19 protein-coding genes are annotated in these 19,936 nt (G+C 61.2%); 9 read left to right on the top strand and 10 right to left on the bottom strand.

Annotated features, from left to right (window positions below):
- Window positions 1-59 precede the first annotated feature (59 nt).
- From CYR32_RS00360 to mglC, 7 genes are all read left to right on the top strand, one after another.
- On the top strand, window positions 60-1,208 hold the full coding sequence (locus CYR32_RS00360; RefSeq protein ID WP_101821440.1) for a YbfB/YjiJ family MFS transporter: 1,149 nt from the start codon (window positions 60-62) through the stop codon (window positions 1,206-1,208).
- 171 nt (window positions 1,209-1,379) lie between these two features.
- Window positions 1,380-2,042: a GTP cyclohydrolase I FolE gene (gene folE, locus CYR32_RS00365; protein ID WP_101821442.1), complete on the top strand. Its 663-nt coding sequence runs from the start codon at window positions 1,380-1,382 to the stop codon at window positions 2,040-2,042.
- 60 nt (window positions 2,043-2,102) lie between these two features.
- Entirely contained in the window at window positions 2,103-3,263 is a 1,161-nt protein-coding gene (yeiB, locus tag CYR32_RS00370; protein ID WP_101821444.1) for a DUF418 domain-containing protein YeiB, read from the top strand.
- 308 nt (window positions 3,264-3,571) lie between these two features.
- Window positions 3,572-4,570, top strand: a complete 999-nt coding sequence (galS, locus tag CYR32_RS00375) for an HTH-type transcriptional regulator GalS (RefSeq protein ID WP_101821446.1) — start codon at window positions 3,572-3,574, stop codon at window positions 4,568-4,570.
- A 295-nt stretch (window positions 4,571-4,865) separates the two neighbouring features.
- A complete protein-coding gene (gene mglB / locus CYR32_RS00380; protein ID WP_101814158.1) occupies window positions 4,866-5,864 on the top strand; it encodes a galactose/glucose ABC transporter substrate-binding protein MglB in 999 nt (332 codons plus the stop codon).
- A 174-nt stretch (window positions 5,865-6,038) separates the two neighbouring features.
- Window positions 6,039-7,559, top strand: coding sequence for a galactose/methyl galactoside ABC transporter ATP-binding protein MglA (gene mglA / locus CYR32_RS00385; RefSeq protein WP_101821448.1), 1,521 nt, complete (start codon window positions 6,039-6,041; stop codon window positions 7,557-7,559).
- A 20-nt stretch (window positions 7,560-7,579) separates the two neighbouring features.
- On the top strand, window positions 7,580-8,590 hold the full coding sequence (gene mglC, locus CYR32_RS00390) for a galactose/methyl galactoside ABC transporter permease MglC (protein WP_101821450.1): 1,011 nt from the start codon (window positions 7,580-7,582) through the stop codon (window positions 8,588-8,590).
- Window positions 8,591-8,671: 81 nt separating this feature from the next.
- Here mglC and sanA read toward each other — a convergent pair whose 3' ends face one another.
- From sanA to CYR32_RS00435, 9 genes are all read right to left on the bottom strand, one after another.
- Window positions 8,672-9,601 carry an outer membrane permeability protein SanA gene (gene sanA / locus CYR32_RS00395; RefSeq protein ID WP_101821452.1) on the bottom strand — a complete coding sequence of 310 codons (930 nt, stop codon included), beginning with the start codon at window positions 9,599-9,601 and terminating at the stop codon, window positions 8,672-8,674.
- Window positions 9,602-9,788: 187 nt separating this feature from the next.
- Window positions 9,789-11,486: an NAD-dependent malic enzyme gene (locus CYR32_RS00400; RefSeq protein ID WP_101821455.1), complete on the bottom strand. Its 1,698-nt coding sequence runs from the start codon at window positions 11,484-11,486 to the stop codon at window positions 9,789-9,791.
- Between the two features lie 253 nt (window positions 11,487-11,739).
- Window positions 11,740-12,621 carry a cytidine deaminase gene (cdd, locus tag CYR32_RS00405; protein ID WP_101821457.1) on the bottom strand — a complete coding sequence of 294 codons (882 nt, stop codon included), beginning with the start codon at window positions 12,619-12,621 and terminating at the stop codon, window positions 11,740-11,742.
- Between the two features lie 208 nt (window positions 12,622-12,829).
- A complete protein-coding gene (locus CYR32_RS00410; RefSeq protein ID WP_101821460.1) occupies window positions 12,830-13,561 on the bottom strand; it encodes an arginine ABC transporter substrate-binding protein in 732 nt (243 codons plus the stop codon).
- Window positions 13,562-13,784: 223 nt separating this feature from the next.
- A complete protein-coding gene (gene artM, locus CYR32_RS00415; protein ID WP_101821462.1) occupies window positions 13,785-14,453 on the bottom strand; it encodes an arginine ABC transporter permease ArtM in 669 nt (222 codons plus the stop codon).
- Entirely contained in the window at window positions 14,453-15,169 is a 717-nt protein-coding gene (gene artQ / locus CYR32_RS00420; RefSeq protein WP_101821464.1) for an arginine ABC transporter permease ArtQ, read from the bottom strand. The genes artM and artQ overlap by 1 nt, the downstream gene beginning before the upstream one ends.
- A 9-nt stretch (window positions 15,170-15,178) precedes the next feature.
- On the bottom strand, window positions 15,179-15,910 hold the full coding sequence (artJ, locus tag CYR32_RS00425; protein WP_101821466.1) for an arginine ABC transporter substrate-binding protein: 732 nt from the start codon (window positions 15,908-15,910) through the stop codon (window positions 15,179-15,181).
- Between the two features lie 18 nt (window positions 15,911-15,928).
- Window positions 15,929-16,657: an arginine ABC transporter ATP-binding protein ArtP gene (gene artP / locus CYR32_RS00430; protein ID WP_101821468.1), complete on the bottom strand. Its 729-nt coding sequence runs from the start codon at window positions 16,655-16,657 to the stop codon at window positions 15,929-15,931.
- A 265-nt stretch (window positions 16,658-16,922) separates the two neighbouring features.
- Entirely contained in the window at window positions 16,923-17,510 is a 588-nt protein-coding gene (locus CYR32_RS00435; RefSeq protein ID WP_101821470.1) for a lipoprotein, read from the bottom strand.
- A gap of 126 nt (window positions 17,511-17,636) precedes the next feature.
- Between CYR32_RS00435 and CYR32_RS00440 the strand changes: the two genes are divergently transcribed.
- Together CYR32_RS00440 and CYR32_RS00445 are read left to right on the top strand one after the other, a co-directional pair.
- Window positions 17,637-17,966, top strand: a complete 330-nt coding sequence (locus CYR32_RS00440) for a heavy metal-binding domain-containing protein (protein ID WP_072925881.1) — start codon at window positions 17,637-17,639, stop codon at window positions 17,964-17,966.
- A complete protein-coding gene (locus tag CYR32_RS00445) occupies window positions 17,966-18,802 on the top strand; it encodes an N-acetylmuramoyl-L-alanine amidase (RefSeq protein WP_101821472.1) in 837 nt (278 codons plus the stop codon). Before CYR32_RS00440 ends, CYR32_RS00445 begins: the two co-directional genes overlap by 1 nt.
- 6 nt (window positions 18,803-18,808) lie before the next feature.
- On the opposite strand, the gene CYR32_RS00450 is transcribed toward CYR32_RS00445, so the two are convergent.
- Window positions 18,809-19,831: an NAD-dependent epimerase/dehydratase family protein gene (locus CYR32_RS00450; RefSeq protein WP_101821474.1), complete on the bottom strand. Its 1,023-nt coding sequence runs from the start codon at window positions 19,829-19,831 to the stop codon at window positions 18,809-18,811.
- Between the last annotated feature and the right edge of the window lie 105 nt (window positions 19,832-19,936).

Consider the following 19,936-nt stretch of genomic DNA (forward strand, 5'->3'; position numbering starts at 1 on the left):
AACCTTTAACCGTTTGATAACGTCTGCGCTGGACCGGGGCGATCTGAAGGAGTATGCCGATGGCTGTACGCATTGCAGTGAGTGGATTTCTGGCGCTGGTGGTGGCGATGGGGATCGGGCGTTTCGCCTTTACCCCGCAGGTGCCGCTGATGATCGCTGAACATCAGTTCAGCCTGACCGGCGCGGGGCTGGTGGCAGCCTTTAACTACCTCGGCTACCTCGCCGGGGCGTTCGACGCGATGCGCGCCACCCGCCACGTGGAGCGGCGGCTGTGGGCGGGCATCTGGGGCGCGGTGCTGCTGACGCTGCTCTCAGCGGCGGTGGGCGGCGAAGTGCTGCACTGCATGGTGCGCTTTTTGATCGGCATGGCGAGCGGCTGGGCGCTGGTGCTGGTGGCCGCCTGGTGCAATGAGCAGCTGGCGCACCACGGCCGCCCCGGGCTGAGTGCGGCGGTGTTTGCCGGGCCGGGCATGGGGATTCTGATAAGCGGGCTGCTGGCGCTGCTGATCGATGCGTACCATCTCTCTTCCGCCCAGGGCTGGCTGCTGTACGGCGGGCTTGCGCTGCTGCTGACGGCGGCCATCAGCGTGAACCTGCCGCGCAAGGGCGATCTGCACCGCCCGGCGACCGCCCCGGCCCCGTTGCCGCTGACCCCGGCGCTGAAACGGCTGGTGTGGAGTTACAGCCTGGCGGGGTTTGGCTATATTCTGCCCGCCACCTTCTTCTCCCAGATGGCGCACAGCCGCTTCCCTGACAGCCTGGCGGCGCAGTGGCTCTGGCCGGTGTTCGGCGGCGCGGCGGTGGTGGGAATTGCGATCGGCATCCTGACGCGCGGCTGGCTGACGACCCGCACCCGGCTGGCGATCGTGCTCTGGGTGCAGGCGCTGGGGGTGCTGGGGGCGGAATTTCTGCCGGGGCTGGCCGGGCTGGCGGTGGGCGCGCTGCTCACCGGCGGCGGCTTCCTCTGTGTGGTGCAGCTCTCGCTGCAGTATGGCCGGGAGCTGGCCCCGCACCATGCGCGCTACCTGGCCGGGCTGCTGACCACCGGGTACGCCGTCGGCCAACTGGTGGGGCCGGTGCTCTCGGCGCTCTCCACCGCGCTGACCCACCGGCTGGAACCGGCGCTCTATGTCGCCGTGCTGGCGCTGCTGGTCGCCGGTGGGCTGGTGCTGCCGGGCCGCGCCCAGCCTGAGGCGGTGCGGCCGTGAGCAGGGCGGGGCGGGAGGTATTGCCGCAGTCAATAACTTGCAGCTATTTCATCAATCACAAAGCGTAAATGCTGGATAATCGCGGCGCTCTCCACTACAGTGAGGCACCCAATTTTGGCGTGAATCGGCGTCAGAATGGCACGAGATGGCAATACCCGCAGGAGAAGAGAAATGGCAACGCTAAGTAAAGAAGCCGCACTGGTTCATGAAGCGCTGGTGGCGCGCGGCCTGGAAACCCCGTTACGACCGGAACCGATGCTCGATAAAGAGACGCGGACCCGTCACATCCAGGATCATATGACCAGCATCATGCAGTTGCTGAACCTCGACCTCACCGACGACAGCCTGGCGGAAACGCCGCTGCGCATCGCGAAGATGTACGTTGATGAGATCTTCTCCGGGCTGGATTACAACAATTTCCCCAAGATCACCATCATCGAGAACAAGATGAAGGTTGATGAGATGGTCACGGTACGTGACATCACCCTGACCAGCACCTGTGAGCACCACTTCGTCACCATCGACGGCAAAGCGACCGTGGCCTATATCCCAAAAGATGGGGTGATCGGCCTGTCGAAAATCAACCGCATTGTGCAGTTCTTTGCCCAGCGGCCGCAGGTACAGGAGCGGCTGACCCAGCAGATCCTGGTGGCGCTGCAAACCCTGCTCGGCACCAATAATGTTGCGGTATCCATTGATGCAGTACATTATTGCGTGAAAGCACGCGGCATCCGTGATGCGACCAGCGCCACCACCACCACCTCGCTGGGCGGTCTGTTCAAGTCCAGCCAGAACACCCGCCAGGAGTTCCTGCGCGCCGTCCGCCACGTCTGATCCGCTCCCGTTATTGGCAGCACCGCCCGGTGCTGCCCGACTCGCAGGATGTTGTGATTTATGCGCCAACGCATTGCTACGCTGGATTGCGCCCGCGGGATAGCCATCCTCGGCATTCTGCTGCTTAACATTAACGCGTTCGGCCTGCCGAAAGCCGCCTACCTCAACCCGGCCTACCACGGCCTGCCCACCACGGCCGACGCCTGGACCTGGGCAGTGATGGATGTGCTGGCGCAGGCCAAATTCCTCACCATGTTTGCGCTGCTGTTCGGCGCGGGGCTGCAACTGCTGCTGCCGCGCGGCAAACGCTGGATCCAGGCGCGGCTCTCCTGGCTGCTGCTGTTCGGGCTGCTGCACGCCATTTTCCTCTGGGACGGCGACATCCTGCTCTCCTATGGGCTGATCGGGCTGGTCTGCTGGCGGCTGATCCGCGAGGCGACCGGCAGCCGTACGCTGCTGCTGACCGGGGCGCTACTATTTTTCTTAGGGGTGGGGATTCTGGTGATGTTTGCGTTTATGACCAACCCGAACCCTGGTGATTTCTGGCAGCCCGGCGCGGCGTCGTTGCAGTATGAGGCGTTCTGGAAGTTGCAGGGCGGGCAGGAGGCGTGGCAGAACCGGCTGGATATGCTCTCTTCGACGCTGCTCTCGGTGGGCGCGCAGTATGGCTGGGAGCTGGCAGGCGCGATGCTGTTCGGTGCCGGGCTGATGCGCAGCGGCTGGCTGCGCGGTGAGTTCAGCCCGGGCCACTACCGCCGGCTTGCGCTGTGGCTGATAACGCTTTCATGGCTGATTCAGATCCCCTCTGTCGCCATGCAATGGCACCTTGGTTGGGACTACCGCTGGAGCGGCTTCCTGCTCCAGGCACCGCGTGAAGTGGGCGCGGCGCTGCAATCGGTCGGCTACCTGGCGCTGCTATACGGCTTCTGGCCGGTGCTGTCACGCTGGCGCATCACCGGCTGGCTGGCGCAGATTGGCCGCATGGCCCTGAGCAACTACCTGCTGCAAACCCTGATCTGTACCACGCTGTTTTACGTCATTGGCCTTTATGACCAGTTCAGCCGCCTGCAACTGCTGGCGTTCGTGCCCGCAGTGTGGCTGGTTAACCTGCTGTTTTCCCTGCTCTGGCTGCGTTACTTTGCGCAGGGGCCGATGGAGTGGCTCTGGCGGCGCCTGACAGCGCTGGCCGCCGGCCGCCCGGCCGACGTTACCCACCCCTGAGGAAGCGCGCCGCCCGGCGCGCACCGCAGCAGATTCCTGCCTCTTCCGGCCATCCGGCCGCATTTTTCCCTATAAACGTTACAATGGTGTAAAAAAACAGGGCTTTTGTGTGAAAACGTTTTCTTTCCTGTGACGTATTTCACGCAGGCCCTGGAGCAAACCCGTTAGGATAGCGGCGTGCAGTGAATGCCGCTTAATAACCCTGATAACAGGACTTCACATGGTTGCTCCTTTTGCCTTTTTACCTCTGTTTTTAACCAGACCAGGATGTGCCTGCGCCTGCCGCGCCCCTCTGCCTGGAGCCGCCTATGATCACCATCCGTGATGTGGCGAAGCGCGCCGGGGTCTCGGTGGCGACCGTCTCCCGTGTGCTGAATAACTCCGCCATCGCCAGCAAAGAGACGCGCGAACTGGTGCTGACTGCCGTGGCGGAACTGGGCTACCGGCCCAATGCCAACGCCCAGGCGCTCGCCACCCAGACCAGTGACACCATCGGCGTGGTGGTGATGGACGTCTCCGACCCCTTTTTCGGCGCGCTGGTGAAAGCGGTAGACACGGTGGCGCAGCAGAACCACAAATATGTGCTGATCGGCAACAGCTACCATCAGGCGGAAAAAGAGCGCCACGCCATTGAGGTGTTGATCCGCCAGCGCTGTAACGCGCTGATTGTGCACGCCAAAGCGCTGAGTGACGCGGAGCTGATTGACTTTCTCAACCAGATCCCCGGTATGGTTCTGATTAACCGCATAATTGCCGGGTTTGAACACCGCTGCGTGGGGCTGGATAACGTCAGCGGGGCGCACATGGCGACCCGGCTGCTGCTGAGCAACGGCCACCAGCGCATCGGCTACGTCGGCTCCAGCCACCCGATTGAGGATGAGTTGCAGCGCCGCCAGGGCTACCGCCAGGCGATGACCGAAGCGGGGCTGCCGGTGCCGGAGGCCTGGTACGCGGCCGCCTCGCCGGATCTGCAGGGCGGGGAGTCGGCAATGGTGGAGCTGCTCGGGCGTAACCAGCACCTGACGGCAATTTTTGCCTACAACGATGCGATGGCCGCCGGGGCGCTGGCGGTGCTGAAAGAAAACGGTATCACCGTGCCGCAGCACTGTTCGCTGGTGGGGTTTGATGATATTCCGATCGCCCGTTACACCAGCCCCAAGCTGACCACGGTGCGTTACCCGATTATTTCGATGGCGACGCTGGCCACGGAACTGGCGCTGAAAGGCGCGGCCAACACGCTGGAAAGTGGTGTAAGCCACTGTTTTATGCCGACGCTGGTGCGCCGCCACTCGGTCGCCGCCGGCTGAAATGCGGGGGTGGTCACGGACTGTGATGTTTCAGTTGTGTAACCGTTTTCAAACTGTGAACGCTTTCACAGATTATTAACAAGCCAGCGATTATGATGCGAGCGTTTTCTGTCAGGATGTGTCAAGACGTGATGTTCTGCAACGCCTGACAGCTTTCCTGCCGCGTCTGCCGGGCGCAAAGACCGCACAGCATACGCAGGAGCGCGCAGGGCCAGGGAGGGTGGTGATTCCCCCGCCGCATACCGGCAGGACGGCAATATCTGGTAGTACCCTACATAAACCGGAGAGACTAACAATGAATAAGAAGGTGTTTACCCTGGCCACACTGGCTGCTGCCATGTTGTTCGGTACTGCGGCCCACGCGGATACCCGTATCGGCGTGACCATTTACAAATACGATGACAACTTCATGTCCGTGGTGCGTAAGGCGATTGAGAAAGAAGCCAAATCCTCCTCGGATATCGAACTGCTGATGAATGACTCGCAGAACGACCAGTCCAAACAGAATGACCAGATCGACGTGCTGCTGGCCAAAGGCGTGAAAGCCCTGGCGATCAACCTGGTTGACCCGGCTGCTGCGCCGGTGGTCATCGACAAGGCGCGCGGCAACGATGTGCCGGTGGTGTTCTACAACAAAGAGCCGAGCCGCAAAGCGCTCGACAGCTACGACAAGGTGTATTACGTCGGCACTGACTCCAAAGAGTCCGGCATTATCCAGGGCGAGCTGATCGCCAAACACTGGAAAGCGCATCCGGAATGGGACCTGAACAAAGACGGCACCATCCAGTTTGTGCTGCTGAAAGGGGAGCCGGGCCACCCGGACGCCGAAGCGCGTACCAAATATGTGGTCGACACCCTGAACGGCAAAGACGGCATCAAGACCCAGCAGCTGCAGCTTGATACCGCCATGTGGGACACCGCCCAGGCGAAAGACAAGATGGACGCCTGGCTCTCCGGCCCGAACGCCGACAAGATCGAAGTGGTGATTGCCAACAACGACGCCATGGCGATGGGTGCCGTGGAAGCGCTGAAGGCGCATAACAAGTCCAAGCTCCCGGTATTCGGCGTTGACGCCCTGCCGGAAGCGCTGGCGATGGTGAAATCCGGTGCAATGGCCGGGACAGTATTGAACGATGCCAACAACCAGGCGAAAGCAACCTTCCAACTTGCGAAGAATCTGGCTGAAGGGAAACCGGCAGCCGAGGGCACCAACTGGAAGATCGATAATAAAGTCGTGCGTATTCCTTACGTCGGCGTAGACCAGGATAACCTGGCGCAATTTATCGGTAAGTAATACGCAGTGCCCGTTTAGTGTAACGGTAACCAACAGGTAATACCCGTTGCCGGTCAGGATGGCCGGCAGCGTCCGTCCTATCAGGATACCCGCAGGCCGGGCGGCCGGACTTCTCCGGCGGCCGGGCGGCCGGTGCCCCGAACAGCAGACTCCTTATTCTAGCCAGGTGTAATTATGGCCGATAATACGATGGGACAACCGCGCGAGTGGTTGTTGGAGATGACCAATATCTCGAAGTCATTTCCAGGCGTAAAAGCATTGGATAACGTGAATTTAAAAGTCCGCCCCCACTCCATTCATGCATTAATGGGCGAGAATGGCGCAGGCAAATCGACGTTATTAAAATGCCTGTTTGGCATATACAGCAAAGATGCCGGCAGTATTCTTTTTCAGGGAAAAGAGGTCGACTTTAAAAGCTCCAAAGAGGCGCTGGAACAGGGCGTGTCGATGGTGCATCAGGAATTAAACCTGGTTCTGCAACGCACGGTGATGGATAACATGTGGCTCGGCCGCTATCCCACCAAAGGCATGTTTGTCGACCAGGACAAAATGTACAAAGATACCAAAGCGATTTTCGATGAACTGGATATTGATATCGACCCGCGCGATAAAGTCGCCCGGCTTTCGGTGTCCCAGATGCAGATGATCGAAATTGCCAAGGCCTTCTCCTACGATGCCAAAATCGTGATTATGGATGAGCCGACCTCCTCGCTGACGGAAAAAGAGGTGAACCACCTGTTCACCATCATCCGCAAGCTGAAAGAGCGCGGCTGCGGCATCGTCTATATCTCCCATAAAATGGAAGAGATTTTCCAGCTTTGCGATGAGATCACCATTCTGCGTGACGGCCAGTGGATTGCGACCCAGCCGCTGGAAGGCATGAATATGGACCAGATCATCTCGATGATGGTAGGGCGCTCCCTGAGCCAGCGTTTCCCTGACCGCATGAATACACCGGGCGAGGTGATTCTTGAGGTCAAAAACCTGACTTCCCTGCGCCAGCCGTCGATCCGGGATGTCTCGTTTGACCTGCACAAAGGGGAGATCCTCGGCATTGCCGGGCTGGTGGGGGCCAAGCGCACCGACATCGTGGAGACGCTGTTCGGCATCCGCGAGAAGGTAAGCGGCACCATCAAGCTGCACGGCAAAGCGATCAATAACCACACCGCCAACGAAGCGATTAACCACGGCTTTGCGCTGGTGACCGAAGAGCGCCGCTCCACCGGGATTTACGCCTATCTGGATATCGGCTTTAACTCGCTGATCTCCAATATCCGTAATTATAAAAATAAGTTCGGGCTGCTGGATAACAGCCGGATGAAGAGTGATACCCAATGGGTCATTGATTCCATGCGGGTAAAAACCCCCGGCCACCACACCAGTATTGGTTCGCTCTCCGGCGGTAACCAGCAGAAAGTGATTATCGGCCGCTGGTTATTGACCCAGCCGGAAATATTGATGCTGGACGAACCGACGCGCGGTATTGACGTCGGGGCGAAATTTGAAATTTACCAGCTAATTACCGAACTGGCGAAAAAAGAGAAGGGCATCATTATTATCTCTTCTGAAATGCCGGAATTGCTGGGCATCACCGACCGGATTCTGGTCATGAGCAATGGCCAGGTGGCGGGCATTGTGAATACCAAAGAAACCTCGCAGAACGAAATATTACGTCTTGCCTCCTTGCACCTCTAATCTTTTTGAAGGTTCTTATTATGAATGCGTTAAATAAGAAAAGTATGCTCACTTATCTTAAAGAGGGCGGGATTTATGTGGTATTGCTGGTGCTGCTGGCAATTATTATCTTCCAGGACCCGACCTTTTTAAGCCTGATGAACCTGAGTAACATCCTGACCCAGTCGTCAGTGCGTATTATTATCGCGCTGGGCGTCGCGGGGCTGATTGTGACCCAGGGCACCGACCTCTCGGCCGGTCGCCAGGTGGGTCTGGCGGCGGTGGTGGCCGCCACCATGTTGCAGGCGATGGACAACGTCAACAAGGTGTTCCCGAACATCGACACCATCCCAATTCCGCTGGTGATCCTGACGGTGTGTGTGGTGGGCGCGCTGATTGGCCTGCTTAACGGCATCATCATCGCCTACCTCAACGTGACGCCGTTTATTACCACCCTCGGCACCATGATCATCGTTTACGGCATCAACTCCCTCTATTACGACTTCGTGGGGGCCTCGCCGATTGCCGGTTTCGATGCCGGGTTCTCGACCTTTGCGCAGGGCTTTATCCGCCTCGGCGGCTTCAAGCTCTCCTACATCACCTTCTATGCGGTGATCGCCATCGCCTTTGTCTGGGTGCTGTGGAACAAAACCCGCTTCGGCAAAAACATCTTCGCCATCGGCGGTAACCCGGAAGCGGCCAAAGTCTCCGGCGTGAACGTGCCGCTTAACCTGATCATGATCTACGCCCTCTCCGGCGTGTTCTACGCCTTCGGCGGGCTGCTGGAAGCGGGCCGTATCGGCAGCGCCACCAACAACCTCGGCTTTATGTATGAGCTGGATGCGATTGCAGCCTGCGTGGTGGGCGGCGTGTCGTTCGCCGGGGGTGTGGGCACAGTGGCCGGGGTGGTGACCGGGGTGATCATCTTCACCGTCATCAACTACGGCCTGACTTACATCGGCGTGAACCCCTACTGGCAGTACATTATCAAGGGCGGCATCATCATCTTCGCCGTGGCCCTGGACTCGCTGAAATACGCCAAGAAAAAATAGCCAACCGGCAAAGACACACACATGCAAAAAGGGCGACAGAGATGTCGCCCTTTTTTATGGCTGCCCGGCACCGCCCGCGCGTCATGGCCCCGGCGGCACGACATCCGGCGGCGGCAACAGGTGGCCGGGGTGCGGCGGCGGGGCGTCAGCGGCCTGGGCGGCCTTCTCCTGTTCCGCTTTCTCCTGGGCGGCTTTCTCTTGCGCCGCTTTCTCCTCAGCCTGCTTCTGCTCCGCCTCACGCTGCTGTTTCGCCTGTTCCAGCGCCTGCTGCTTCTCCTGCTCCTGTTGGCGCTCCCGCGCCAGCCGCTGTTGCAGCGCCAGCAACTGTTCCGGCGTGACGGCCGGGTAGCCCTGTGCATCGTCCGGGATGGCGTGCACCGCCGGGATCGGGATCAGCGGGCCAAGGAAACGCGGCTCGCGCTTGAGCAGGTAGAGATCGCTAAGGGCGCCGAGGCGGGCGAAAATCTCGCGCACCCGCACCGTGAGCATGTTTTTCGGCGACGGCACCGCGTAGCACTGCGCCTGAATCCCCATATGCAGCGCGATAAACAGTGCGCGCTCACAGTGGAAGCGCTGGGTAATCACAATAAAGTCGTTGGTGTCGAACACCTTGCGGGTGCGGACAATCGAGTCCAGCGTGCGGAACCCGGCGTAGTCGAGCACGATGTCGCTGGCGGGGATGCCGGCGGCCATCAGGTCGCGGCGCATGGTCATCGGTTCGTTGTAGCTTTGCAGGGCATTGTCACCGCTCAGCAGCAGGTATTTCACTTTGCCGCTGTTATAGGCGTTGATTGCGCCCTGGATGCGGTAGAGGTAGTACTGGTTAATCACGCCGGTGCGGTAGTACTTGGCAGTACCCAGCACCACGCCGACCTGCCGGTGCGGCAGCGCCTGCACATCTTCATAGATGAAGTCTGCGGTTTTCCAGCTCACCCAGCGATCCAGCGCAATAGCCGCCGCGCCCATCGCCGTCACGATGAGTAAAAAGCTGGCTATCAGGCGTTTCCACATGGTTTTGCCTTTCAGGGATGAGGAAGGGTAGGGGTTCCAAGGCTACTTTACCTGTTTGCCTGACGCAAGGCATGTCCCGTTTCCGGGCATGTTTCGCTGGGTTTTTCATCAGCTTGGGCAGGGAACGGGCATAAAAAAGGCAAGGGGGAAACCCTTGCCCGGTGTGCTGTACTTTCCGGAAATGCGCTTAGAACGAGGTGCGTTTGTAGCTGCGGTACTGCGGTTGCCAGAAGTTGTGCTCAATCGCTTTCGACAGCGCATCCTCGGAGGTGACAATCGCCACGCCGTGCAGCTGCGCCGCCTTGCCCACTTCCATCGCGATCACTTTGGAGACGCCCTGGATGTCATTGACGTCCGGCAGCAGCGAGCCTTCCCCTTCTGTCGCCAGCGGCGAGCAGTCTGCCAGCGCCCGGCTGGCGGCCATCAGCATGCTGTCCGTGACGCGGGTGGCACCGGAGGCGAGCACGCCCAGCCCGATGCCGGGGAAGATGTAGGAGTTGTTGCACTGGGCGATCGGGTAGACCTGATCTTTGTAGTGCACCGGCGCAAACGGGCTGCCGGTGGCAACCAGCGCCGCGCCGTCCGTCCATTTCAGGATATCTTCCGGGCGCGCTTCCACGCGGGAGGTCGGGTTGGAGAGCGGCATCACGATCGGGCGCGCGCAGTGGCGGTGCATCTCGCGGATGATCTCTTCCGTGAACAGCCCCGGCTGGCCGGAGACGCCAATCAGGATGGTCGGTTTGGCGTTGCGCACTACATCCAGCAGGGAGATGGCATCGCTGTTAACGTCCCACGCGGCCAGGTCGTCGCTCTTCTGGATCAGTCTGGCCTGGAACTCCAGCAGGTTCGGCAGCTTGTCGGTCAACAGGCCGAAGCGGTCGATCATAAAGACTTTGGCGCGCGCCTCCTCTTCACTCAGCCCTTCCGATTTCATCTGGGCGATGATCTGCTCGGCGATGCCGCACCCGGCCGACCCGGCACCGAGGAAGGCCACGGTCTGGTCACGCAGGCGGCAACCGGCGGCGCGGCTGGCGGCGATCAGGGAGCCGAGGGTCACGGCGGCGGTGCCCTGGATGTCATCATTGAAGCAGCAGATCTCATCGCGGTAGCGGTTGAGCAGCGGGGTGGCGTTGGCCTGCGCGAAGTCCTCAAACTGCAACAGCACATTCGGCCAGCGGCGTTTCACCGCCTGGATGAACATGTCCACAAACTCGCTGTACTCTTCACCAGTGATGCGCGGGTGACGCCAGCCCATGTAGAGCGGGTCATTCAGGCGCTGCGGGTTGTTGGTGCCGACATCCAGCACCACCGGCAGGGTGTAGGCCGGGCTGATGCCGCCGCAGGCGGTGTAGAGGGAGAGCTTACCGATCGGGATGCCCATGCCGCCGATGCCCTGGTCGCCCAGGCCGAGGATGCGTTCGCCGTCGGTGACCACGATCACCTTCACATTCTGCTTGGTGGCGTTTTGCAGCATGTCGTCGATGTGGTCGCGGTTCGGGTAGGAGAGGAAGATCCCGCGCGCCCGGCGGTAGATGTCGGAGAAGTGCTCACAGGCCTGGCCCACGGTCGGGGTGTAGATGATCGGCATCATCTCGCTGAGGTGGGCATCCAGCAGGCGGTAGAACAGGGTTTCGTTGGTGTCCTGGATATTGCGCAGGTAGATGTGCTTATCAATATCGGTCTTGAAATCCTGGAACTGACGCCAGGCGCGCTCCGCCTGCTCCTCAATGGTTTCTACCGCTTCCGGCAACAGACCATGCAGGTTGAAATGGGTGCGCTCGTCCTCGGTAAAGGCACTGCCTTTGTTCAGCAGCGGGAATTCAAGCAGAATCGGGCCGGCATAAGGGATGTAAAGGGGGCGTTTGCTCTCGTATTCAAGTTCCATTGATCTACTCTTCACGGTCTGAGGTAAGGAATTTTCAGCGCTGATCCTAAAAGATAATGCTGATATGTACAGCAATTGTTATCGGCCTATGACAAAAAGCCGGTAAAGCGCGCGCTAACTTACATAACGAAAGAGATCTTAACGAAAAAATGCAGCCGGGCAGGGGAAAAACCGGGGCGGGCGGGAAACGGGCAGGCAGGAAAGGGCAGGCAGAAAAAGGGACACGCCCGGCCGCAAACGGCCGGGCAGGGCCTCACACCGTGAGCACGGTGAGATCGGTGCAGCCGAGTGCGGCCAGGGTGGCGCGGGTGGCGTCTGCCTGGGTCAGCAGCGCGTCGCGGCGCTCAATCAGCACCGCGCGGCTGATGGCGTTGCAGTCACCGCCGGACAGGTTCATCAGGTTCAGCGCAGCCTGCAACGGCGGCAGGCTCGGGTTGAAGGCGGCATTCTCCGCATAGCGGCCGGGGAAGATGCGCCCGTCGCTGCCCTCCAGCGCAATGCCGCTGTGGGACTGGCTGTAAGGCGCGTGGCTCTGGTTGATGGCCGTCAGCGCATATTTCACCAGCACGTCGCCGTCCGCTTCGTAACCGTGGTCCACCTGATCCATCAGCAGGGTGGTGATCTCCAGATCCTGCGGGCCGAAGGCATCCGGCAGGTAGTGGCCGAGCCGGGCCGCGGCACGGCCGGGCAGATGGATGGTCAGATCGGTGCCGCTGTTCAGCTCGTTCATAAACTGGCGGCAGTGGCCGCACGGCGTGTAGTTCACGGTGATGGCGGTCAGCCGCCGCTCACCGCGCAGCCAGGCATGGGAAACCGCCGACTGCTCGGCGTGCACCGTCTGCTGTAACGGCACCCCGGCGAACTCCATATTGGCCCCGAAGTACCAGTTGCCGCTGATGCCGCGGGCAATCGCCCCGACCAGAAAGTGGGACACCGGCGTCAGCGCGCAGGCAGCGGCCAGCGGCAACAGCGCAAAGGCCAGCGCGTCCGCCTCCATACCGCTCTCCTGTTCCAGTTTGGCCACCTCGGCGGCGGTCAGGAACGCCGGGAAATCATCATGGCGCAGCAGCGGCTCAAGGGCCGTGGCAAGCTCTATGGAGAGCGCAGAAAAGGCGGTATGAAATCGTGCGTGCATAGTCAGTCCATCTCATGACAAAGTTCGGTTGACCAATATAGGGAGCCGCAAAGGATTGCAATGTGATGAATGTCACATTGTTGGTGAAATTCATGTAATCAAAACATGAAAATGAGAGATGTGACGCAACTTCAGCCCGTACAAGGGGGCGGCATCAGGAGGAGGGGAGTCAGAAGGATGTTCCCCCGCCGGGGCGGGGGAGCGGGCATCACTGCGGGAACCACTTGTCGTTGATGGTTTTGTAGGTGCCGTCTGCTTTGATGGCGGCCAGCGCGCCGTTCAGTTTTTCCAGCAGGGCGGTGTTGTCCGGGCGCACCGCAATGCCGAGGCCGATGCCGAAGTATTGCGGGTCAGTGACGTGCTCACCCACTGCCGCCAGGTTCGGGTTGCTCTTCAGCCACTCATTCACCACTGCCGTGTCACCGAAGACCCCGTCCAGGCGGCCGTTTTTCAGGTCAAGGATCGCATTCTGGTAGCTGTCATAGGCCACGGTGGTGATCTCCGGGTGCTTCTCCTGCAGGTATTTCTGGTGCGTGGTGCCGTTCTCCATGCCGATGCGTTTGCCTTTGAGATCGGCCATTGACGCATATTTGCCCTTCGGCGCAATCACCACCGCGGAGTTGGCGTAGTAAGGCTGGGTGAACGCCACCTGCTTCTGGCGCTCGGGGGTGATGTCCATGCCGGAGATCACCGCGTCAAAACGCTTGAATTTCAGCGCCGGGATCAGGCTGTCAAACGCCTGGTTGGTGAAGGTACAGGTGGCCTGAAGCTGTTTGCACAGCGCATTCGCCAGGTCGATGTCAAAGCCGACAATCTGGTTGTTGGCATCCATGGATTCGAAAGGCGGGTAGGTCGCAGAGGCAGCAAAACGGATGGTGTCCGCCGCGCCGGCGGTAAACGCCACGCCGGAGAGCAGAGCAGCAAGCAGCAGTTTTTTCATGGTGGCACTCCTTATTGTTGTGTATTGGGGTCCCTGCACCTGGGGAGAGGCGGAACGCGCCGGGCCACCCCTGCCGGGAGAGCACTTACGCTGACATCAAATGAATTTTTATGCAATAAATTTGCTTAAAAAAGTAATCGACTGGCGGGGTTTTGTGCAGCGGCCAGCACAGGGAAGCGGGGAAAGGAAAAGAAAAAGGGGCGAACCCGTCGCCCCTCAGTCATCAGCCTCGCTGTTCGAACCGCAGCGCGCGGCGTTCTATCAGCCGCATCAGCAGCGTCAACAGGCCGTTGACGCAGAGGTAAACGATCCCCGCCGCGCCGAACACCATCACATCATAGGTGCGGCCGTAGAGCAGCTGGCTGTGGCCCATCACCTCCATCAGCGTGATGGTGTAGGCCAGCGAGGTGCTCTTGAATACCAGCACCACCTCGTTGGAGTAGGAGGAGAGGGCGCGTTTAAAGGCGAACGGCAGCAGCACCCGCAGTGACTGCATCTTCGACATGCCCAGCGCCTCGCAGGATTGCCACTGCCCCGGCCCAATCGCCCGCACCGCGCCGTAAAACAGCTGGGTGGTGTAGGCGGCGCTGTTCAGCGACAGCGCCAGCACCGCGCAGAGCCACGGCTGGGAGAGCAGGTTCCAGAGCCACGGATAGTGCTGGATGGCCGGGAACTGCCCCGGCCCGTAGTAGATCAGGAAAATCTGCACCAGCAGCGGCGTGCCGGTGAACAGCGTGATGTAGACCCGCACCAGCGGGCTGAGCACCGTGGTTTTCAGGGAGAGCACCAGGGTAAACAGCAACGAGAGCACCAGCGCGGCGATCAGGGATGCCACCGTGAGCGTCAGGCTGGTGTGCAGGCCCTTCAGGATCTCAGGTAAATACTCCAGCATTATTGCGGCCTCTGCTCAAAACGGGTGGTGCGTTGTTCAATGCGCCGCAGGATAAACTGGCTGAACAGGGTCACAATCAGATAGATCGCCGCGGCGATCAGGTACCAGTTAAACGGCTCCTGGGTACGGGTGGCGATGCTTTTGGTCTGCAACATCAGGTCATTGACGCTGATCAGCGACACCAGCGCCGTATCCTTAAGCAGCACCAGCCACTGGTTGCCGAGGCCGGGCAGCGCGTGCCGCCACATCTGCGGCATCACCAGCCGGAAGAAGATGGCGGACTTGCTCATGCCGAGCGCCTGGCCCGACTCCCGCTGGCCGTGCGGCACTGCCTTCAGCGCGCCGCGCAGCGTCTGCGAGGCGTAGGCGGCATAGAGCAGCGCCAGCGCCACCACGCCGCACAGGAACGGGCTGACCTCGAAGTTCTCAATCGGCAGCTGTACCGGCAGCCGGAACAGCAGGAAATTGAGCGTGAAGCCGTCGGAGAGCATCAGCAGCAGCTGGGAGGAGCCGAAGTAGATAAACAGCACCACCAGGATCTCCGGCAGACCGCGCAGCAGCGTCACCAGCCCGGTGCCGAGCCAGCTGACCGCACGCCAGCGGGCCGATTCCCACACGGCGAACAGCATCGCCAGCGCCAGCCCGAGCAGCAGTGCGCAAAGTGCCAGGCCGACGGTCATCCCGGCGGCACTGAGTAACGGTTGGAGTTCAGTCATCGCGGCAGATTACTGCTTGAACCATTTCTGGTAGAGGGTCTGGTAGGTGCCGTCCTGTTTCACTTTCGCCAGGGCGGCATCCAGTTTGGTCAGCAACTCGCTGTTCTGCTGGCGCACGGCGATGCCCAGCCCGGTGCCGAAGTAGGCCGCATCCGTGACCTTGTCACCGACAGCGCTGAGGGCCGGGCTCTGCTTCAGCCACTCGTTCACCACCGCCGTGTCACCGAATACCGCGTCCAGGCGGCCGTTTTTCAGGTCCAGCACCGCGTTCTGGTAGCTGTCATACGGCACCGGGGTGATCTCCGGGTGTTTCTCGGTCAGGTATTTCTGGTGGGTGGAGCCGTTCTGCATACCTACGCGTTTCCCTTTCAGGGAGGCGAGGTCGGTAAACTTGCCCTTCTGGGCGATGAATAATGCAGAGTTGTCATAGTAAGGCTTGGTGAATGCCACCTGCTTCAGCCGCTCGGGCGTGATGTCCATGCCGGAGATCACCGCGTCAAACCGGCGGAATTTCAGGCTTGGGATCAGGCTGTCAAACGCCTGGTTGGTGAAAGTGCAGTTTGCCTGCATCTCCTGACAGAGCGCTTTCGCCAGATCGATATCAAACCCCTGCATGGTGTTGTTGGCATCCATGAACTCAAACGGCGGGTAGGAGGCTTCCGTGGCGAAGCGGATGTTGTCTGCGGCGGCAGCCGAGAAGCTGAGGCCCGCGAGGACCGCGGCAAATAAGACGTTTTTCATGGCAAACTCCGGACAATCCTAATGGGAAAGATAACTGGCAAACGCGCTGGTTTGCGGCTGTGTAAAGCGGCTGGCATCACCCTGTTCCACGATGCGGCCATTTTCCATATACACCACGCGGCTGGCGGTCTTGCGTGCCACTTCCACCTCGTGGGTAACGATCACCTGCGTGATGCCGGTACCGGCCAGCTCGCGGATGATATTGACGACCTGCGCGGTGATCGCCGGGTCAAGGGCCGCGGTCGGCTCGTCAAACAGCAGCACCTGCGGCTCCATCATCAGCGCCCGGGCGATCGCCACGCGCTGCTGCTGGCCGCCGGAGAGGTGCAGCGGGAAGCGGTCGGCGAACTCCGTCAGCCGCAGGCGGTCGAGCAGCTTCTGCGCGCGCGCCAGGGCGTCCGCTTTGCTCAGCCCCAGCACCCGGCAGGGCGCTTCAATCAGGTTCTGGACCACCGTCAGGTGCGGCCAGAGATTATATTGCTGGAACACCATGCCGACGTTCTGGCGCAGATCGCGGATCGCCTTTTCGCCCGGCGCACGGGCGAAATCAAACTGGTTGCCGGCGATCTGGAGCTGGCCGTTGCGCGGCATCTCCAGCAGGTTAAGCACCCGCAGCAGCGAACTCTTCCCGGCACCGCTCGGCCCGAGCAGCACCAGCGTCTCCCCGGCCGGGCACGAGAGCGTGATGTCGAACAGCGCCTGATGCGCGCCGTAAAAGCAGTTAATGCCGTTAAGTTGAATACTCATGCGCTGAATCTGAATAGCAATTGATGCCGCAAATGTTAACTTCCGCAGAATAGTTATGCAATCATTGTGCGTTAAAATTTATTTATCACCCCGGAAGCCGGGGAGAGGCAGCACAAGATGCGGCCTTGTCTGAGACCCGGGGGCATTTGTCGCCCTGCGACCATGCGGGATAGAGAAATTGCTTGTTTTGTGCGAAATGTGAGCGCCATTTGGCGATGCCGCGCAAAATCAACCAATTACCCGCAAAGCAGGCAGGGCGCAGGCTTCAGCGGTTCTCCAGCACCTGGCGCAGGGTGCCGCTGGAGGCAAATTCCCACGGCCCCAGGTAGCGGATGTCATCCACCACCCAGCACTGCCCCTCGCGCACCATCAGGATCTCATCCTGCCACTGAGTCGCGGTGTCGCTGCCCGGTTTCTGGTTAATCAGGTTAACGCGCAGCGGGATGTTGCGGGCATCGCGGTTCGGGATGGTGGAGGCGGTCGCGACAGCGGCATTGGTCGGGCCGTCAAACAGGCTGGAGAAGAGATCGCCGTCGGCGTAGCCGGTGTTTTCATTCGGCGTGGCGGCCACATCCACTCGTTTGCCCTGGCCGGCCTCCCGCAGCGCGGTGTAGAGCGCATCGCTCAGGTAGGGGCGGTAAGTTGCCAGCGTGGAGGCCGCCGGGATGCCGTTGCTGCGCTGCTGAATGCGGGTTTCATAGAATTTCTGGGCCACCGTGTCCGGGCCGCCTTCCACGCAGGCGGTGGCGTGGCTGCCGTTGTCCTGCGGCGCGAAAGCGGGTTCAACCGGGGTGGTGCAGGCGCTCAGTAACAGGGCCAGCGGCAACACTGCTGCGATTACGTTATTTTTCATCTCATTACCTTATTGAACGTTTCTGCCATGAACTCTTTAGCTTAGTATAAATAGGATTTTCACCGCTGCATGGTTTCTGGCCGTCGTGCCGGGCACCTGCCGCTTCCCCTGCTTAAGGAGTGCATGATGCAATTCTCAACCACCCCCTCGCTTGAAGGCTTTACCATCACTGAATACAGCGGCGTCGTGACCGGCGAGGCGATTCTGGGCGCCAATATCTTCCGGGATTTTTTTGCCGGTGTGCGGGACATCGTGGGCGGCCGCTCCGGTGCATACGAGAAAGAGCTGCGCAAGGCACGCCAGATCGCCTTCCGTGAGCTGGAGCAGCAGGCGAAAGAGCTGGGGGCCAATGCCGTGGTCGGCATCGACATCGACTACGAAACCGTGGGCAAAGACAGCAGCATGTTAATGGTGAGCGTGACCGGCACGGCGGTGAAGGTGGCGCGCGGCGCGTGATGCGGCGCTGGCTGTGTCTGCTGCCGCTGCTCTGGCTGGCCGCCTGCCAACAGCCGGTGCCGCCCGGCCCGGCCGCTGACGGCGCGCTGTGGCTGGAGCGCTCCGCCCCGGCGCGCGGGGCGGATCAGCGCGTCCGGTTTCTGGTGATCCACTACACCGCCGGGGATTTCCCCACCGCGCTGGCGACCCTGACCGAGGAGCACGTCAGCGCCCACTACCTGATCCCGGCCTCGCCGCCGCAGCGTGGCGGCAAGCCGGTGGTCTGGCAGCTGGTGCCGGAACAGGCGCGTGCCTGGCACGCCGGGGCCAGTGGCTGGGGCGACCGTACCAACCTGAATGACACCTCCATCGGCATTGAGCTGGAGAACCCCGGCTTCGAGCCGCGGCTGCTGGGGCAGCGCTGGTTCCGCTTTCCGCCTGCGCAGATTGCGGCGCTGTCGGTGCTGGCGGGGCAGATTGTGCAGCGCTACGGGATCGCCCCGCAGAATGTGGTGGGCCATGCGGACATCGCGCCGCAGCGCAAACAGGACCCCGGCCCCCTGTTCCCCTGGCAGGCGCTGGCGGCTGAGGGCATCGGTGCCTGGCCGGAAGCGGCGCGCGTGGCCGCTTTTTTACAGGGGCGGCCGCCGCAGCAGCCGGTGCCCACAGCGCGCCTGCTGGCGTTGCTGGCGGCGTACGGTTACCCGGTGACGGAAGGGATGGACAGCGAGGCGCAGCGGCGGGTGATTGCCGCGTTCCAGATGCATTTCCGCCCGGCTGACTATCGCGGGCTGCCGGATGCGGAGAGTGAGGCGATTGCCCGGGCGCTGCTGGCGCAGTACCCGCCCGGGCGATAATCAGCGCTATTTGCCGGAGGCCTGCAGGCCGCAGAGTTTGCCGTGCTCGCGCAGCCAGTTGGCGGTGCGCAGGATGCCCTCATCCAGCGACACCAGCGGGCGGTAGCCCAGCTCCTCCTGGGCGCGGCGGGTGTCCAGCGTCAGGTCAAAGTTGAGCTTGGCGACGCTGTAGTGGGTCAGCGCCGGCTCTTTATGGTTACCGGCGCTCAGCCGCTCCATGCCGCGCGCCAACATATCCAGCAGGGTGTAGGGCACCGAACGGATTTTGCACGGCATCCCCAGGCAGCCCATCAGGTGCTGCACGATGGTACGCAGCGGGCGCGGCTGCTGGTTGGTGATGTTGTAGGCGCGGCCGGACAGCGTGCTGCTGTTTTCCGTGGCCAGCCACATCGCATGCACCACATTCTCCACGTAGGTCATGTCCACCAGCGCATCGCCGCCGCGCGGCAGCAGCAGCGAGCCGTGGCGGATCATCTGCAACAGGCGCGGCAGCAGCACGTTGTCGTGCGCGCCGAACATCCCCTGCGGCCGCAGGATGGTGAAATGGGTCTGCGGGTTGGCCTGCGCCAGATGCTGGATCACCTCTTCGGCGGCCGCCTTGCTGCGCGCAAAGGCATTGGCAAAGCGCTGCGGGCGGAAATCCTCCCCAATGTCGCGGTGGTGATGGAAATCAAAATAGATCGCCGGCGTGGAGATGTGCACGAAGTTACGCACGCCATAGGCCGCGGCCCACTCGCCCAGGCGGCGGGTCGCCCGCACATTCGCCAGCTCAAACGCCTCTTCCGCCCCCCAGGGGGCGGAGAAGCCGGAGCAGTGCCACAGCGTGTCGACCTCGGTCAGCATCGCCCGTGCCTGGGAAGAGACCAGGTTGTTCATGTCTGCCGGAATAAATTGCGCGCCGCGTTTTGCCAGCAGGGCACCAATCGCCGCATGGCTGCCCGCCGCCCGCACCGGAAGCCCCTGCCGCAACAGGAACTCCACCGCATTTCTGCCCAGACCGCTGGTCGCCCCGGTTACCAAAAACGTCATAAATAAACATCCCACCAAACCCGTTATGCGCGGGACGCCTGTCCTCACAGCAAAGAGGGTGCCATTCTTTCTGGAAAATGTGCGGCAGGCAATCCCAATAGCGGG

It is taken from the genome of Chimaeribacter coloradensis (assembly GCF_002858715.1).
GTDB lineage: Bacteria > Pseudomonadota > Gammaproteobacteria > Enterobacterales > Enterobacteriaceae > Chimaeribacter > Chimaeribacter coloradensis.

Coding starts and splice junctions, on each gene's coding strand:
- CYR32_RS00360 (WP_101821440.1), top strand. CDS start 60: ATGGCTGTACGCATTGCAGTGAGTGGATTTCTGGCGCTGGTGGTGGCG.
- folE (WP_101821442.1), top strand. CDS start 1,380: ATGGCAACGCTAAGTAAAGAAGCCGCACTGGTTCATGAAGCGCTGGTG.
- yeiB (WP_101821444.1), top strand. CDS start 2,103: ATGCGCCAACGCATTGCTACGCTGGATTGCGCCCGCGGGATAGCCATC.
- galS (WP_101821446.1), top strand. CDS start 3,572: ATGATCACCATCCGTGATGTGGCGAAGCGCGCCGGGGTCTCGGTGGCG.
- mglB (WP_101814158.1), top strand. CDS start 4,866: ATGAATAAGAAGGTGTTTACCCTGGCCACACTGGCTGCTGCCATGTTG.
- mglA (WP_101821448.1), top strand. CDS start 6,039: ATGGCCGATAATACGATGGGACAACCGCGCGAGTGGTTGTTGGAGATG.
- mglC (WP_101821450.1), top strand. CDS start 7,580: ATGAATGCGTTAAATAAGAAAAGTATGCTCACTTATCTTAAAGAGGGC.
- sanA (WP_101821452.1), bottom strand. CDS start 9,601: ATGTGGAAACGCCTGATAGCCAGCTTTTTACTCATCGTGACGGCGATG.
- CYR32_RS00400 (WP_101821455.1), bottom strand. CDS start 11,486: ATGGAACTTGAATACGAGAGCAAACGCCCCCTTTACATCCCTTATGCC.
- cdd (WP_101821457.1), bottom strand. CDS start 12,621: ATGCACGCACGATTTCATACCGCCTTTTCTGCGCTCTCCATAGAGCTT.
- CYR32_RS00410 (WP_101821460.1), bottom strand. CDS start 13,561: ATGAAAAAACTGCTGCTTGCTGCTCTGCTCTCCGGCGTGGCGTTTACC.
- artM (WP_101821462.1), bottom strand. CDS start 14,453: ATGCTGGAGTATTTACCTGAGATCCTGAAGGGCCTGCACACCAGCCTG.
- artQ (WP_101821464.1), bottom strand. CDS start 15,169: ATGACTGAACTCCAACCGTTACTCAGTGCCGCCGGGATGACCGTCGGC.
- artJ (WP_101821466.1), bottom strand. CDS start 15,910: ATGAAAAACGTCTTATTTGCCGCGGTCCTCGCGGGCCTCAGCTTCTCG.
- artP (WP_101821468.1), bottom strand. CDS start 16,657: ATGAGTATTCAACTTAACGGCATTAACTGCTTTTACGGCGCGCATCAG.
- CYR32_RS00435 (WP_101821470.1), bottom strand. CDS start 17,510: ATGAAAAATAACGTAATCGCAGCAGTGTTGCCGCTGGCCCTGTTACTG.
- CYR32_RS00440 (WP_072925881.1), top strand. CDS start 17,637: ATGCAATTCTCAACCACCCCCTCGCTTGAAGGCTTTACCATCACTGAA.
- CYR32_RS00445 (WP_101821472.1), top strand. CDS start 17,966: ATGCGGCGCTGGCTGTGTCTGCTGCCGCTGCTCTGGCTGGCCGCCTGC.
- CYR32_RS00450 (WP_101821474.1), bottom strand. CDS start 19,831: ATGACGTTTTTGGTAACCGGGGCGACCAGCGGTCTGGGCAGAAATGCG.